12 protein-coding genes are annotated in these 14347 nt (G+C 63.3%); all 12 read right to left on the bottom strand.

Annotated elements, in window-relative coordinates; all coding sequences use genetic code 11:
* Positions 1-89: 89 nt before the first annotated feature.
* The gene (locus tag IB257_RS01395; protein ID WP_054456681.1) at positions 90-557 is read right to left on the bottom strand and encodes a hypothetical protein; all 468 of its coding nucleotides are present in this window, start codon (positions 555-557) and stop codon (positions 90-92) included.
* A gap of 29 nt (positions 558-586) precedes the next feature.
* Positions 587-2437, bottom strand: coding sequence for a methyl-accepting chemotaxis protein (locus tag IB257_RS01390; RefSeq protein ID WP_054456680.1), 1851 nt, complete (start codon positions 2435-2437; stop codon positions 587-589).
* 99 nt (positions 2438-2536) lie between these two features.
* Complete coding sequence (locus IB257_RS01385; protein WP_192491751.1) at positions 2537-4426, bottom strand: methyl-accepting chemotaxis protein; 1890 nt, start codon at positions 4424-4426, stop codon at positions 2537-2539.
* A 141-nt stretch (positions 4427-4567) separates the two neighbouring features.
* Positions 4568-5815 (bottom strand): flagellar hook-associated protein FlgL, encoded by a 1248-nt coding sequence (gene flgL, locus IB257_RS01380; protein WP_175163434.1) that lies wholly within the window; start codon positions 5813-5815, stop codon positions 4568-4570.
* 47 nt (positions 5816-5862) lie between these two features.
* Positions 5863-7530 carry a flagellar hook-associated protein FlgK gene (gene flgK, locus IB257_RS01375; RefSeq protein ID WP_119452087.1) on the bottom strand — a complete coding sequence of 556 codons (1668 nt, stop codon included), beginning with the start codon at positions 7528-7530 and terminating at the stop codon, positions 5863-5865.
* Positions 7531-7600: 70 nt separating this feature from the next.
* Positions 7601-8578: a flagellar assembly peptidoglycan hydrolase FlgJ gene (gene flgJ / locus IB257_RS01370; RefSeq protein ID WP_192491750.1), complete on the bottom strand. Its 978-nt coding sequence runs from the start codon at positions 8576-8578 to the stop codon at positions 7601-7603.
* A 5-nt stretch (positions 8579-8583) separates the two neighbouring features.
* The gene (locus tag IB257_RS01365; protein ID WP_119452088.1) at positions 8584-9720 is read right to left on the bottom strand and encodes a flagellar basal body P-ring protein FlgI; all 1137 of its coding nucleotides are present in this window, start codon (positions 9718-9720) and stop codon (positions 8584-8586) included.
* 2 nt (positions 9721-9722) lie between these two features.
* Positions 9723-10412, bottom strand: coding sequence for a flagellar basal body L-ring protein FlgH (locus tag IB257_RS01360; RefSeq protein ID WP_119452089.1), 690 nt, complete (start codon positions 10410-10412; stop codon positions 9723-9725).
* Positions 10412-11197 (bottom strand): flagellar basal-body rod protein FlgG, encoded by a 786-nt coding sequence (flgG, locus tag IB257_RS01355; RefSeq protein ID WP_054456673.1) that lies wholly within the window; start codon positions 11195-11197, stop codon positions 10412-10414. The genes IB257_RS01360 and flgG overlap by 1 nt, the downstream gene beginning before the upstream one ends.
* A 65-nt stretch (positions 11198-11262) precedes the next feature.
* Entirely contained in the window at positions 11263-12027 is a 765-nt protein-coding gene (locus IB257_RS01350; RefSeq protein ID WP_054456672.1) for a flagellar basal body rod protein FlgF, read from the bottom strand.
* 37 nt (positions 12028-12064) lie between these two features.
* A complete protein-coding gene (locus IB257_RS01345; RefSeq protein WP_054456671.1) occupies positions 12065-13564 on the bottom strand; it encodes a flagellar hook-basal body complex protein in 1500 nt (499 codons plus the stop codon).
* Positions 13565-13635: 71 nt separating this feature from the next.
* Positions 13636-14334, bottom strand: coding sequence for a flagellar hook capping FlgD N-terminal domain-containing protein (locus tag IB257_RS01340; RefSeq protein ID WP_054456670.1), 699 nt, complete (start codon positions 14332-14334; stop codon positions 13636-13638).
* Between the last annotated feature and the right edge of the window lie 13 nt (positions 14335-14347).

Genomic DNA, 14347 nt, shown 5'->3' with positions numbered 1-14347 from the left:
GATGGACATGCCTTGTTACACGAGACATGCACTCCGGGCGACGTACATCGCGGCTCGCGCCGCGATGCTCCCCGCTGGACTACAGGGCGCTATTTGCCCTGAGGCTGCAATCCGGCCGGTTCACCCGGACCCGGTATGTAGATGGTCTGCACCTCGGGGGCCGCGGCGGGCGGCGCCATGTCCTGACGCAGGTCAGGCATAGGCGCGGGTCCCAGCAGCTTCTGGCGTTCCCAGGGTTCCAGCAAGATATTGGTGCTGTCGACGAGGCGCAGCAGTCGGCCGTCCGGACCGAATTGCAGCAGCGCTTCCTTGCGGCTGTACAAGCCGTCCGCGACGAAGGTGATTTTGAAGGCCCAGAGCGCGAGCAGCGTACCGTCGGTCTGCTTGTAGAGTTTGTCGGGCGGGGCGGTCAGTGCACGTGAAGCCTCTTCCAGCGTCGTTTGCCCAGGGGTCAAGGTCGACAGCTTGTCCGGGTCGAAATTGTGCCCGGACGCCGCGCAGCCGACCAGAAGAACCGCCACCACGGCCGTCGCCAGAAGATGTATATAGCCTCGCATACCCTACCCATTTACCGGCAACGCCGGTGTCAGAAAGATTCCCAGTCGTCATCCGCAGGCGCTGATCGGCGGCCAGCCGTCGCGGCGGGCTTGGCCGCCGGTGCAGCAGCCGGACGTACCGTGGGACGGCGCAGCGGCCGCGCCGCTGTCGCCCCTTCAGCCGCAGCCGGCTTGGTCCGGGTGGAATGCGTCAAGCGCACGGCTGGCACTGCCTTGGCCTCCACCGCGGGTGCGTCCGCCTGCGCTGCGGGCGCGACCGGGGCAGCCACGCGCGCCGCCGGACGTTGAGCCGCCAACTGATGCGCGGGGACTTCGATCACTTCGCCCGCATTGACCTTGAACACAGCCACCGCTTCGGCCAGGCGTTCCGCCTGTTCCTGCAGCGAACCCGCGGCCGCGGCAGCCTCTTCCACCAGCGCCGCGTTCTGCTGCGTCACCTCGTCCATCTGCGACACGGCACGGTTGACCTGGTCGATGCCGCTGGACTGTTCCTCGGAAGCGGCCGAGATCTCGCCCATGATGTCCGTCACGCGCTTCACCGAGGCCACGATCTCCTGCATCGTCGAGCCGGCGCGCTCCACCTGCTCCGAACCCGCGCCGACCTTGGACACGGAATCCTCGATCAGGCCCTTGATTTCCTTGGCCGCCTGCGCGCTGCGCTGCGCCAGCGAGCGCACTTCGCCCGCCACCACGGCAAAACCCTTGCCCTGCTCACCCGCGCGGGCCGCTTCTACCGCCGCATTCAGCGCCAGGATGTTGGTCTGGAAGGCAATGCCATCGATCACCGACACGATCTCGGAGATCTTGCGCGAACTGGCCGAGATTTCCTGCATGGTATTGACCACTTCCGACACCGCCGAACCGCCGCGCTCGGCCACGTCGGACGCGCTGGCCGCCAGCTGGTTGGCCTGGCGCGCGTTGTCCGCATTCTGCTTCACGGTCGATGCCAGTTGCTCCATCGAAGCCGCAGTTTCCTCAAGCGAAGCGGCCTGTTCTTCCGTGCGGCTGGACAGGTCCGTATTGCCGGCGGAAATCTCGCGCGAGCCCACGTTGATCTCGTCCACGCCACGGCGCACCGCAGATACGGTACGAGTCAGGCTTTCCTGCATGCGCTTGACCGCAGCCATCAACGTGCCGATCTCGTTGGTCGAGGTCACGTCTACGCGGACGGTCAGATCACCGCCAGCGATCTTGTCGAAGCTGTCGCTGACAGCGCGCAAAGGCCGCAGAACGACACGATTCATGAACAGGAAGGCGCCCAGCCATACCGCCACGATCAGCACCGCCAACGCGGCGTACACAATGGCCATCGTCGCCGCCTGCGAGCGCGAGGACGACACCATCTCTTCGCTGTAGGAGGTAATGTCTTTGGCGAATTCGCCCAGTTGTTTCGAGAACGCCCCGCTCGCGGCGCCGGCCCTGGTGTTTTTCAAATCCAGGTAAGCCGCCGAATCGCCCTTGTCCAAGGCCGACATCATGGCTTGCAATGCGTCTGCGAAGCCGTTGAACGAGGAAAGAAGGTCACCCTCGGCGCTCTTGCCTACCGCCGTGGTCTTCGGGATGGCCTTGAAGGTCTCCATCTTCTTCTTGGCGTCGGCGACCAGCTGTTGCACCGTACGGGTGTTCTCGCTGGCGCCATTGGCGTCGCCCGTGGCCCGCTGCGCGGCAGCGATGTCGGCGCGTATGGTCGCGCGCAGCATCTGCGTGTAAGCGTCCTTGATCAGATTCGCCTGCTGTACGCTCAAGCTATCCAGTGCATTGATCGCCTCGGAGTTGGAACGCATGCTGTTCCAGCCCAGGACGATGGAAACCAGCGCGGCCAGCGCTACGGCCAACTGGGCAAGCATCAAGCCCGTACGCACCTTCAGATTGCTAAACATTTCCGTATATTCCGGTAGTCGTCCCGGCGGCACTCTTGCCGCCAGGCCGTAAATAGGGGGGTAGCTTTACTGCCTGTGCTGCGCTGACGGATCCCTCCGTCAGAAAGACTCCCAATCGTCATCCGCCGCAGGCGTTGGGCGCCGGCTGGAGGCTGGCGCCGCAGGCGCGGCATCCTTGGCGCTCGCCGGGCGACTGGCTGGCCGGCGTAGCGGACGAACGGTGGTGGCCGCTTCCGGCGCTGGCTTGGGCCGGGCGACCTGAGTCAGGCGTGGCGCAGGCGCCGCCTTGGGTGCAGGTTCCGCCGGCTGAGGCGCTTCAGCGTTAGCGGGTTCGGCGGGCACCTTGCCTGCCGCAGCCTGCGGCTGTGTGGGCGGCGCCGGCATGCGGGGCGCGCTGCGTTGCGATGCCAATTGCTGCGCGGGGACTTCGATCACTTCGCCCGCATTGATCTTGAACACGGCCACTGCTTCGGCCAGGCGCTGCGCCTGTTCCTGCAGCGAACCCGCGGCCGCGGCCGCCTCTTCCACCAGCGCCGCGTTCTGCTGCGTCACCTCGTCCATCTGCGACACCGCGCGGTTCACCTGGTCGATGCCGCTGGACTGTTCTTCGGACGCCGCCGAGATCTCGCCCATGATGTCGGTCACCCGCTTCACCGAGGCCACGATCTCCTGCATCGTCGACCCTGCGCGCTCCACCTGCTGCGAGCCCGCGCTGACCTTGGTCACGGAATCCTCGATCAGGCCCTTGATTTCCTTGGCCGCCTGGGCGCTGCGCTGCGCCAGCGAGCGCACTTCGCCGGCCACCACGGCAAAGCCCTTGCCCTGCTCACCCGCGCGCGCCGCTTCCACCGCCGCATTCAGCGCCAGGATGTTGGTCTGGAAGGCAATGCCGTCGATCACCGACACGATCTCGGAGATCTTGCGCGAGCTGGCCGAAATGCCTTGCATCGTGCTGACCACTTCCGACACCGCAGAACCGCCGCGCTCGGCCACATCGGACGCGCTGGCCGCCAGCTGATTGGCCTGGCGCGCATTGTCCGCGTTCTGCTTCACGGTCGACGCAAGTTCTTCCATCGACGCCGCGGTTTCCTCCAGCGAGGCCGCCTGCTGCTCGGTGCGGCTGGACAGGTCCGTGTTGCCGGCGGAAATCTCGCGCGAGCCCACGTTGATCTCGTCCACGCCACGGCGCACCAGCGCCACGGTGCGGGTCAGGCTTTCCTGCATACGCTTGATAGCGCCAAACAATTGGCCAATCTCGTTGGTGCTGCGCACGTCGATGCGACCGGTGAAATCGCCGCCCGAGATCTTTTCAAAATGGTCGCCCGCTTCCCGCAACGGGCGCAGCACGGTCCGGCTGATGAACAGCCAGCAGCCCAATGCCAAGGCCAGGGAGATCGCCAGCATGACTATCGTGACCGTGCGCGAAACGCCGTGGGACGCTTCGGCCTGCACCACGAGCTCATCGGTGCTGGAGTCGATATGCGCCAGCACGCCGCCGACGGCCTCTCTCAGAGCCGTGTTCGCCGCGCTCCCCGCGTCGTTCAGATCCAGGTAGTCCTGCACGGCCATGGTCGACAACGCGGCCGCCTGACGCCTGACCACGTCGCTGAACTGCTTGTAGGCGCCTTCCAGCTTTTGATTCAAAGCCTCCGAGCCTTCCAGGCGCGGTGCCTTGCGGTATGCGTCCAGCGCCTGAGCGCCTTCCTGCATCAAACCTTCCGCGCGCTTGGCCTGCGAAGTCGCCTGTTCGGTCTTTCCTTGCTGCAGATCCATCAGCGACGTCGCCAACAGCAAGCGGCCGCGCAGGAACAGGATGTAGGCCCGGTTCAGCTGCGAGGCCTGCGTGGAATAGGCGTCGTTGACCCGCTCCAGCTTCTCATTGCTCGAGTTCAGCCCCATCCACGCCACGCCATTTGAGATGAACATGGCGCCCGTGAAGAGCAGCAACACCAGAACGAGACAGGTGCGGACTTTCAAGTTGACAAGCATGGAATATCCGAGCGTTAAGCAATGTGAAACGACTATTTCCTACTCTGCACGCACACACGGACGCCCCGGCCCCTGGCCAGTAGCGTCCGCAAAGGCGCAACCCTACGCACCCGATGGCGCGCTTTTGAACCTACCGCATTGCTACTTGCGGCTGAACAGACTTGATCCCTGGATGGTCATGAATGCTGCCGACGCCGCTTGCAGCGCGACCTGGCGCAACGCGAGCTGGCTGGCGCCTTGGTAGTAGTCCAGTTCTTCCAGATCAGACAGAGACTTCGAGTAAGACAGGCCTTTCTGCGTACCCGTGGAGTTCAGTGCGTCCAGTTCGTTCATCCTGGCGCCGACCGAAGCCTGCACCGTGAGAACGTTGTCGTAGGTGTTCGCCAGCTTCTTGTTGGCCGTCGCTAGTGCATTGTTCAGTTTGGCGGTCGCGACGGGGTCGCCAGCGCTGGGCGCGTCCAGCGCAGCAATCACGTCGTCCAAGGTAGCGAACACGTCCATATCGGAGGACTGGACGCTTTCGACATTTATCACGTCACCAGCCTGCGGGGCGCCTTTAATCGATACGGATACGCCACTGCCCAAATCGACCGTAGCTCCATCAGCGTATGCGGTTGCCGGAGCTCCTGCGGCCGGCACGGTCGCGCTGGAACCGTCTGGATTCGTCGTCGTAACGCGATAGCCGATCGCTCCGGTGACTGCGTCGGTCTCAAACTGCACGGCAAACTTCTTGCCCGCGTTTGCCGAACCCGGCACCACGGATGCCGGACCAAACTCGGCAGTGCCGGTATTGGAATCGGGCGTCGAAGCCACAAAGGCTTGCGAACCTGGGTTTGCGCGCCCAAAGATGTCCTTCCCCAGATCGCTGGAGGACAATTGGCGGCTTTGGTCAACCTGAATGGTCCGCTCACCCACAGAATTGCTATAAGCGATCTTGCCGGTCGCGTCCTTGGAGTACGGCATCACACTGCCATCATTGCCCGAGAACAGATATTGACCATTGCCGTCCGTCGTGTTCGCAAGCCCCAGCAAGGCATCGCGGGTGCTTTTGAGTGCCGTGGACAAGGTTTGGCGGTCGCTATCCGACAGCACGCCGCCGGCCTGGATGATACGCGTGCGCGCCTCCTGCAAGGCATTCGTCACAGCGGTCAGCGTATTGCTTTCCTGCCCCAGATTCGTGCTGGCGGTCTGGCGGTTCATGCCATACGTATTATTCATGCTCTGCGTCTGAGCCACGCTAATGGCCAACGCAGCGGCCAGAGGATCATCCGCCGGAGTCAGGTTCTTGCGTCCGCTGCCCACCTGCTCAACCAGGCGGTTCATATCGGATTCCTGAGAGAGAACGCCCTTCAGGCCGTTCGAGTACATCATCGAGGTGCTCAGGCGCATGGTGAAGCTCCGAAATTTTCTTTATTTGTCACGATTCAACGATCCGATCAGCCGCGCAGACCCAGCAGCGTGTCGAACATGGTGCTGGCCACATCAATGATGCGAGCACTGGCTTGATACTGTTCCTGGTACAGCGACAGGCTGACGTATTCTTCGTTCAGGTTGACGCCCGAGACCGCCTGCTGCGCCGCAGTCTTCTGCGTGATCAGGTTTGCCTGCGCGGTCGCCGCGGACTTGAGTTGAGCGGTTTGCACCCCAACCGTATTCACCACCTGGCCGAACATATCGTTCACGCTCATCGTGCCGTTACCAAGCACCTTGCTGTTCTGCAGCTGAGCCAGTTTCAGCGCGTTCTTGCCGTTGGCGTCACCGCCTTCTAAGTCGGCCGCCGCGATCTTGTAAGGATCGGAGATCAGAACGGTAAGATCGCGTGCCGCATCGCGCGTGGGTGCCAGCGACCATTTGTCGCCAGCCTGGGGCGGCGCGCTGATGGTCAGGGTCACACCCATCTCGCTGTCGAGATTCAGCGTGCCCGGCGTCCCGGTGGCCGGACCGTTGTAGACCTGCGAACCTTCCGGCATGCGCAGCACGCGGTAGTTCGTGCCGTCGAAGGAAATCTCGTATTCCTTGGCGTTGATGTTGTTCAGGTTCGTGAACTGACCCGAAAGCGACGCGTTGCTCTTGTTCTGCGCATTCGGTACGCCCTGCGGCGAACCGATGCCAAAGAAGTCCGTGCCGGGATTGCCGTTCTGGTCCAGGCCCTGCTTGTGCTGCTCGTTGAAGGACAGCGCCAGGCCGACGGCCATCTGACCCAGCTGGCTTTGCATGACATCCAGCGAAGTCGCGCGGAACTGCAGCAGGCCGCCCAGCGACCCGCCGGTCACTTCCGCATCGTCCAGCTCCACGGCGACCGTCTTACCCGAGCCGGCCGGCAGCGTGTAGGCAATGGCGGTACGCCCCGTATCCTTCGAGGCAGCCACCGCTTGCAACGGATAGATGGTGTTGCCGGATAGCAGCGCCTGGCCACCGTTGGCCAACGTAATGTTGATCTTGTCGCCTTGTTCGTAGGTGGTGATGCCTACCAGCTGATTCAGTTCCATGACGGCCTGATCACGCTGATCCAGGAGATCGTTCGGAGGACTGCCGCCCGCCTTGCCCGTAGCCAGCGAGATTTGCTGGTTCAGATCGTCGATACGCGTCAGATAACTGTTGACCTGCTCGACCGTCGTGGTGATCTGCGTGTTCAGGCCGATGCGCTGGTTTTGCATCTCGGTGTAGGCCGAACGGATCTGGGTGGCCAGGCTATTGGCCTTGCCCAGCAAATCCTGGCGCGCGGCAGGGTCGGCAGGCTTGCTGGCCACCGCATTCATGCTGGTGAAGAAATTGGTCAGGCCTGGCGCGATGCCGACGGTGCGGTCGGCGAACAGGTTGTTGATTGCCGAGACCTGGTTGTATTGCGTCTGCAACTGGGCGCCACTGCCCTGAGCGCCGACCAGTTGCTTGTACAGGAAACTGTCGTAGCTGCGCACGACCGTGTCGACCTGCACGCCTCGGCCTATGTAGCCGTTGCTGGTCGCCTGGGCGCCGGCAGTCGAAACCATGACGCGCTGGCGGTTGTAACCGACCGTGGTGGCATTGTTGATATTGTGGCTGGTGGTGGCCAGCCCTGCCTGAGCGGCGTTCAGCCCGCCCAGCGCCAATTTATACATATTCATGCTGACAATGCCCCGTATTTAACCGCTGATATACCTGGATATCCAATTAACGGCAGGAGATGATCCGAATTTAGAGTCCTTCCAACATCTGGCGAGAAATTTCCACCTTGGATGCCGCGCCCCGCAGCTGGCTCATCACGCCGATCAACTTTTGCGCATACTGGGGATCCGTTGCATAACCCGCGTCCTGGATCCGGCGCGCCGCCTCGATCTCGTTGCGGGCCTGCGTGACGGCCTCGTAGCGCGGGCTGTTGCCGATCAGACGGGCGTAATCCGCGAACGATTCCTCGTAGGACGCGTAGGCGCGGAAAGGTTGCGTCACCTTTTTCTCCACGCCGTCTTCGTATTCAGTAGTCAGTACGTTGACAACCTGCCCCTTCCAGCTGGATCCCGCCTTGATGCCGAACAGGTTGTAGCTGGTGCTGCCGTCCTGGTGCTTGATCTCGCGCTTGCCCCAGCCCGACTCCAGCGCCGCCTGGCCCATGATGAGGCGGGCCGGCACGCCGCTTTGCTGGGAAGCGAGATTGGCTGCGCGCGACATCTTGGACACGAAGGCGACCACGTGGTCGGGCGCGCCTTCCGCAGCGGCCAGCGCCCGGTTCTGCGCGCTGTTATTGCGCATCACATTCAGCAATGCCGACACTTCGCGCGAGCCAGCGGCGCGGAAATCGAGGTCCGCGCCCTCTCCCAGGCGCTTGACCGCATCCGCGCCCAACTCGCCGGGCTTGCCCTGCTGCATCTGCGCCAGAATGGCGCCGGACAGGCCGATGCCAGGCGACGCCAGATGCAGGGCCAGCTGCTCGTCCGCCATGGACTGCAGCATCTGCGTCTGCTGCGAGTCGAACAGCCCTTCCTTGGGCGTCGCCTCGCGCATGCGCTTGACCATCATCTGCAGGAACAGGGCCTCGAACTGCTTGGCAACCTGTTTCTGCTGCTCGGTCCCCTCAGGATCCTTTTTGACATCGCGCTTCAGGTCAGACAGGCGGCCCATGTCGAAAACCGAATCCTGCCGGCTGGCGCCGCGCGCCGCATCATTGGTGTACGCCATGGCCGTCAGATGATTTCCAGTTCGGCGCGCAAGGCGCCGGCGGTCTTCATGGCCTGCAGAATCGCCAGCAGGTCCTGCGGCGTGGCGCCCAGGGCGTTCAAGCCCTTGACCACATCCGCCAGATTGGCGCTGGTGCTCACGCGTTGCAGGGAACCGTTCTCCTGGCGCACCTCGATCTGCGTATTGGGTACCACCACCGTCTGCCCTTCCGTGAAAGGCGTGTCAGGCTGCGATACCTGGTTCTGGCGATTGATGATGACCGACAGATTGCCGTGGGCCACGGCGGCTTCTTCGATCATGACGGTGCGGTTCATGACGACCGAACCCGTGCGCGCATTGATGATGACCTTGGCCACCGTGGGCGCGCGCGCCACCTGCAAGTCTTCGAGTTGCGACAGGAAGCGCGCCTGCGAAGCCTGATCCATCGGAGTGCGGACCTGCACCACGCGACCGTCCAGCGCAGTGGCGGTGCCTTGGCCGAACTTGCGGTTCAACGCCATGGCCACATTCTGCGCCGTGCCGAAATCGGTATTGTTCAGTTCCACATAAACGTAGCCGTCACGCGCGAACGTGGTGGGCACGCCGCGCTCTACGATGGCGCCCGCGCTGATGCGCCCGCCATTCAACTGGTTGATCTGCACGCTGGAGCCACCGGCGGAGGCGCCTGCGCCGCCCACCAGGATATTGCCCTGGGCGATCGCGTAGACCTGGCTATCGGCCCCCTTGAGCGGGGTCATCAGCAATGTGCCTCCGCGCAAGCTCTTGGCGTTGCCCATGGACGAAACCACCACGTCCAGCGTCTGGCCCGGACGGGCGAAAGCCGGCAGCGTGGTCGTGACCATGACCGCGGCCACGTTCTTCAATTGCATATTGCTGCCGGGCGGAACGGTAATGCCCAGCTGCGACAACATATTGGTCAGACTTTGCTGCGTGAACGGCGTCTGCCGCACCTGGTCGCCACTGCCATCCAGACCCACGACCAGGCCATAGCCGATCAGCTGGTTGCCCCGCACGCCCTGGATCGACGCCAGGTCCTTGAGCCGTTCGGCGTGCGCCGCACCCGCGCCGGCCATCAGCCCGACCGAAATGCAGACGCGCGCCAACAAGGACACCAAGGCGGATATCGGATTCGGTTGTTTCATGTTCAGAACGGCGAAGCGATCAGGAAGAAGCGTTGCAGCCAGCCCATGGTCTGGACTTCGTCCATGACGCCTTTGCTGCGGTACTCGATGCGGGCGTCGGCCACCTGCGTGGACGACACGGTGTTGGTGCCGGTAATGGAGCGCGGATCGACTACGCCGGAGAAGCGCACAAATTCGCTGCCCCGGTTGATGGCGATCTGCTTTTCGCCCGCGACCTGCAGGTTGCCGTTGGACATCACCCCCACCACCGTGGTCGTGATGGTGCCGGTAAAGGCATTGTTCGCCGTGCTGTCGCCCTTGCCCTGCGACACATTGCCGCCCTTGGCGTCGGTGTTCAGGTTGGCATTGGCCCAGCTATCCATGAAGGACGGCGCGGCGGCGATGCCCAGGGAAGCGCTGCCGCTGCGGTTGGTGTTGGTGGCGACGTTCTTGGAAGCGTTGGTCTTTTCGTTCAGGACGATGGTGACGATATCGCCCACGTTGCGCGGCCGGCGGTCCTCGAACAAGGGATAGTTGCCGTAGGTCGTCGGCTGATAGATCGAGCCCGTGGGCTGCGCCATGGGCGTGGGCGGCGGCGGCGGCGCCGCCGTCGTCGGCCCGGTCACGATGGGCTCGGGCGGGATCATGGCGCAACCGGCCACCAGCATAGCCAGGGCCGCACTCGATACCAGGCGCAGGACAGACATGGGCATCACAGTTGGGTCAGGCGGGCCAGCATTTCGTCCGAGGTCTTGACGGCCTTGCTGTTCATTTCGTAGGCGCGCTGGGTGGTGATCATGTTGACCAGCTCTTCAGCGACGTTGACGTTGGAGGTTTCAACGTACTTCTGCATGATCGAACCGGCGCCGTCCACGCCAGGCTGCAACAGGTTGGCGGGTCCCGAAGCGTCGGTCTCCAGGTACAGGTTCTCGCCGACGCTCTGCAAGCCGGTGGGGTTGATGAACGTGGCGATCTGCAGCTGGCCGATCTGCACGTTGATGCCAGCGGCGCCGGGCTGCGTCACCGAAACGATGCCGTCGTTACCAATGGAGATCGACAGCGCATTGTCGGGGATGTTCATCGGCGGCTGGATCACGTAGCCGCTGACGGTCGTCAACTGGCCGTTCTGGTCGCGTTGCAGTGCGCCGTCGCGGGTGTAGGCCTGGGTGCCGTCAGGCAGTTCGACCTGCAGGAAACCACGGCCATTGATGGCGATATCCATCTCGCTGCCTGTGTTGTTCAGATTGCCGGCGGTGTGGATGCGCTCGGTCGCGGCCACGCGCGCACCGGTACCCAGTTGCAGGCCCGACGGCAGCTGGGTAGCGTCGCCGACTTGGGCGCCAGGCTGACGCAGCGTCTGGTACATCAGGTCCTGGAACACGGCGCGACCACGCTTGAAGCCATTGGTCGAAACGTTGGCCAAGTTGTTCGAAATCACGTCCATGGAGGTCTGCTGACCTTCCAGACCCGTCTTGGCGATCCACAACGAACGCATCATGATGAAGTACTCCTGGTGCCGCGGCCCGGCCGCGCGCAAAAAATGTTTCTAGTTCAGTTGCCGTATCACGCGCTTACCGACAGGATGCCGTTGGCGCGCTCGGCGTTGCGGTCCGACTGCTGGATCACCTGCATCTGCTGCTCGAAGCGGCGGGCGTTGGCGATCATGCCGACCATCGCCGCCATCGGATTGGTGTTGCTGCCTTCCAGCACGCCCGACAACAGCCGCAGGCTGGGGTCGGCAGGCACCGGAGGCGCGGGTTGGCCATTGACGGGCGCCATGCGGAAGACGCCATCGTCACCGTGCACCAGCTGCTCGTTCTGCGGGCTGGCCAGTTTGATCCGGCCCAGGTTCAGGATGTTGTTCGGCGCGTCGCCTGCGCCGATGGCGGTAATGGTGCCGTCCGCGGTGATGGTCAGCGCGGCCTGGTCGGGCACGTCGATGGGGCCGCCCTGGTCCGACAACACGGGTTGGCCCAACGAGGTCTGCAACAAGCCATTGATGCCGACCTGCAGGCTGCCGGCGCGGGTGTACGCCTCGCCCTGCGGCGTCTGCACGGCGATCCAGCCACGCTCGCTGGACAGCGCCACGTCCAGGTCCCGGCCCGTGGTCTGCATATTGCCCATCTGGAAGCTGTTGCGCGGCGTGGACGCCACCGTCGAAACACGCGTGGGCAGACTCGTCCCATCCGTGACCGGCACGGAGCGGTACAGCGCGATCTGCTCGCGGAAACCCGCCGTGTTCACGTTGGCCATGTTGTTGGAAAGCGCGGCCTGATGCTCAGTGATGCGCGCCGCGCCATTCATGGCGGTGTAGATGATACGGTCCATTGCCTATTCCGTCGGTGTCGTCTCGTGCCTGCCCGGCTTACTTCAGATTCATCAGGACTTGCATGATTTCGTCCTGGGTCTTGATGGTCTGCGAGTTGGCCTGGTACGTGCGCTGGGCGATGATCATGTTGACCAGTTCCTTGCTCATGTCGACGTTGGACGACTCCGTGGCCTGGCCCACGACCTTGGAGAGGCCGTTGGTGCCGGGCTGGCCCAGGATGGGCTGGCCGGAGGCGGAGGTTTCCGTCCAGGCGTTGTTGCCCACGGGCTGCAGCCCCTGCAGGTTGGAGAAGTCAGCCAGCACGATGGTGCCGACAACCTGGGTCTCGCCGTTTGTGTAGCTCGCCACTATGCTGCCGTCACCACTGATGTTGATGCCGCTGAACTCGCCGGAAGCGTATCCGTCCGGCTTGGCTACCAGCTTGTAGGCGCTGCCGAACTGTGTGGTGCCGGCGTAGTTCATCGCAATGTTGATCGGATCTGCGGGCGTGGTGCCGCCGCCCGGGTTGGCGAAGGACAGGTTGACGACAGGTGCGCTGGTCATCACGCCGGCCTTGTTAAAGGTGAACTTCTGCGGGTTGCCCCAGACTCCGCCCGCTTCGGTGGTCGGCGCCATGGCCTGCCCGTCGATCGTGTAGTAAACGTCGTACGTGCTGGTATCCGCAGTAGCTGCGGGGCGCTTCACGAAGTACTGCATGACCTGATGGGAATTGCCCAGCGAGTCGAACACCGTCATCGGCGAGGCGTTGGTATAGGAGTTGGACAGCTTCGGGTCGAACGGCTTGCCAGTTTCGACGACAGCCGCCGTGTACTCAGTAAACGCCCCCATCTTCGACAGATCACCACCCGTAATCACGCCGCCCGCGCCCACGGTTACCGTTTCCGTACCGACGGTGAAGGTGGAGCCCGGGGCCGGCAGCCCGAGACCGGCCGGCACGGTATCCTCCAGCGTTGCCGTTCCCGTAGCATCACGGCTGAAGGTGTACACAGTGGCGGGCGCCGTGCCCAACGTGACCCTTCCAAGGACGGGTGCCTTGGTTTGCGTATCCGTTTCGTAGATGACTTTCGCGTTGGCATCCAGGTTGGCCACGGTGGTGCCAGTGGAAGTCGCCTTCGGCGCCACGTTGGCAGTAGGCAGCTGCAATTCCACCGGATTCGCACCCACGGAGCCCGGCGGATAACCCGTCAGACGATAGCCCTGTGCGTTGATGATGAAATTGTTCTTGTCGACCAGGAATTCGCCGTTGCGGGTGTACATCACCGCACCGCTCTGGTCGGTTACGCGGAACATGCCCTTGGCGCCGTCAATGGCGATGTCGTATTCGCCGCCGCCGCCGTTCACCGTACCCACGGTAAAGCGCTGGTTGATGGCCGCAACCTTCACGCCCAGGCCGACGCGCGAACTGGCGTAAACGTCGGCGAACGACGCGGTGGCGGACTTGAAGCCGACCGTGCCGGAGTTGGCGATGTTGTTGCCGATGACGTCCAGGTTCTGCGCTGCGGCGTTCAAGCCGCTCAATCCTTGTCCGAAACCCATGTTTGTTCTCGCTAATCTTTAACTAGGGGAAGCCGCCGCCCTTGCGCCGGCACCGATACATTGCGCCCGCTTCAGGCGCCGATCACCTTGCGCACGTCCAGCATGCTGGTCTGGCCTTCCAGGCCCAGATCCAGCCTCAGGCCTTCAGTGGAGTACGCCACGCTCTTGACCTGGCCGTAGCTCAGGACTTCCGCATTCACCTTCTTGCCATCGGCATCCGTAGCCAGGACGGACACGGTGTACGCGCCCGGTTCCAGCACAATGCCGTTATCGTTCTTGCCATCCCAGGACAGCGTGTACACGCCGGGCTTCTGGTCTGTCGTTTCGATCGTGCGCACGACCGCGCCATTGGCGTCGGAAATGCGGATCTGCACTTTCTGGGCATCGCCCTGCAGGTCCAGACCGTAAGGCGTGACGACGCGGGCCTCGGGATTTGCCGCATCCACGCCAGACTTGATCTTGGAGCCGGGAATCAGCACGCCCTTGCCTATCATGGCCACGGCATTCATCGACTGCGACACGTCGATCTGGCCGCTGATGGCGAGCATGGTGTTCTTCAGGTTGGTGATGCCTTCCACCGTGGAGATCTGCGCCAGCTGGGAGGTCAGCTCGGCATTCTGCATCGGGTTCAGGGGATCCTGGTTCTGCAGCTGCGTGACCAGCAGTTTCAGGAACTGGTCCTGCAGGCCTTGCGCCGTGCTGCTGCTATTGGCGCCCGTTTGAGCCAGGCCCAAGCCGGTCTTGCTCGTCGATTGGTCGATAGTGGTCATGGATTAACTGGTT

The sequence above is a fragment of the Achromobacter sp. ACM03 genome, assembly GCF_014851665.1.
Lineage (GTDB): Bacteria > Pseudomonadota > Gammaproteobacteria > Burkholderiales > Burkholderiaceae_B > Achromobacter > Achromobacter aegrifaciens.
Note: the sequence above shows the minus strand (reverse complement) of the source record. Positions and strands in the feature narration are given on the sequence as shown.

Bases quoted from the DNA above. Each gene is read 5' to 3' on its own strand.
- IB257_RS01385 (WP_192491751.1), bottom strand. From the start codon at position 4,426: ATGCTTGTCAACTTGAAAGTCCGCACCTGTCTCGTTCTGGTGTTGCTG.
- IB257_RS01395 (WP_054456681.1), bottom strand. From the start codon at position 557: ATGCGAGGCTATATACATCTTCTGGCGACGGCCGTGGTGGCGGTTCTT.
- IB257_RS01345 (WP_054456671.1), bottom strand. From the start codon at position 13,564: ATGGGTTTCGGACAAGGATTGAGCGGCTTGAACGCCGCAGCGCAGAAC.
- flgG (WP_054456673.1), bottom strand. From the start codon at position 11,197: ATGATGCGTTCGTTGTGGATCGCCAAGACGGGTCTGGAAGGTCAGCAG.
- IB257_RS01350 (WP_054456672.1), bottom strand. From the start codon at position 12,027: ATGGACCGTATCATCTACACCGCCATGAATGGCGCGGCGCGCATCACT.
- flgK (WP_119452087.1), bottom strand. From the start codon at position 7,530: ATGAATATGTATAAATTGGCGCTGGGCGGGCTGAACGCCGCTCAGGCA.
- IB257_RS01360 (WP_119452089.1), bottom strand. From the start codon at position 10,412: ATGCCCATGTCTGTCCTGCGCCTGGTATCGAGTGCGGCCCTGGCTATG.
- IB257_RS01390 (WP_054456680.1), bottom strand. From the start codon at position 2,437: ATGTTTAGCAATCTGAAGGTGCGTACGGGCTTGATGCTTGCCCAGTTG.
- flgJ (WP_192491750.1), bottom strand. From the start codon at position 8,578: ATGGCGTACACCAATGATGCGGCGCGCGGCGCCAGCCGGCAGGATTCG.
- IB257_RS01340 (WP_054456670.1), bottom strand. From the start codon at position 14,334: ATGACCACTATCGACCAATCGACGAGCAAGACCGGCTTGGGCCTGGCT.
- flgL (WP_175163434.1), bottom strand. From the start codon at position 5,815: ATGCGCCTGAGCACCTCGATGATGTACTCGAACGGCCTGAAGGGCGTT.
- IB257_RS01365 (WP_119452088.1), bottom strand. From the start codon at position 9,720: ATGAAACAACCGAATCCGATATCCGCCTTGGTGTCCTTGTTGGCGCGC.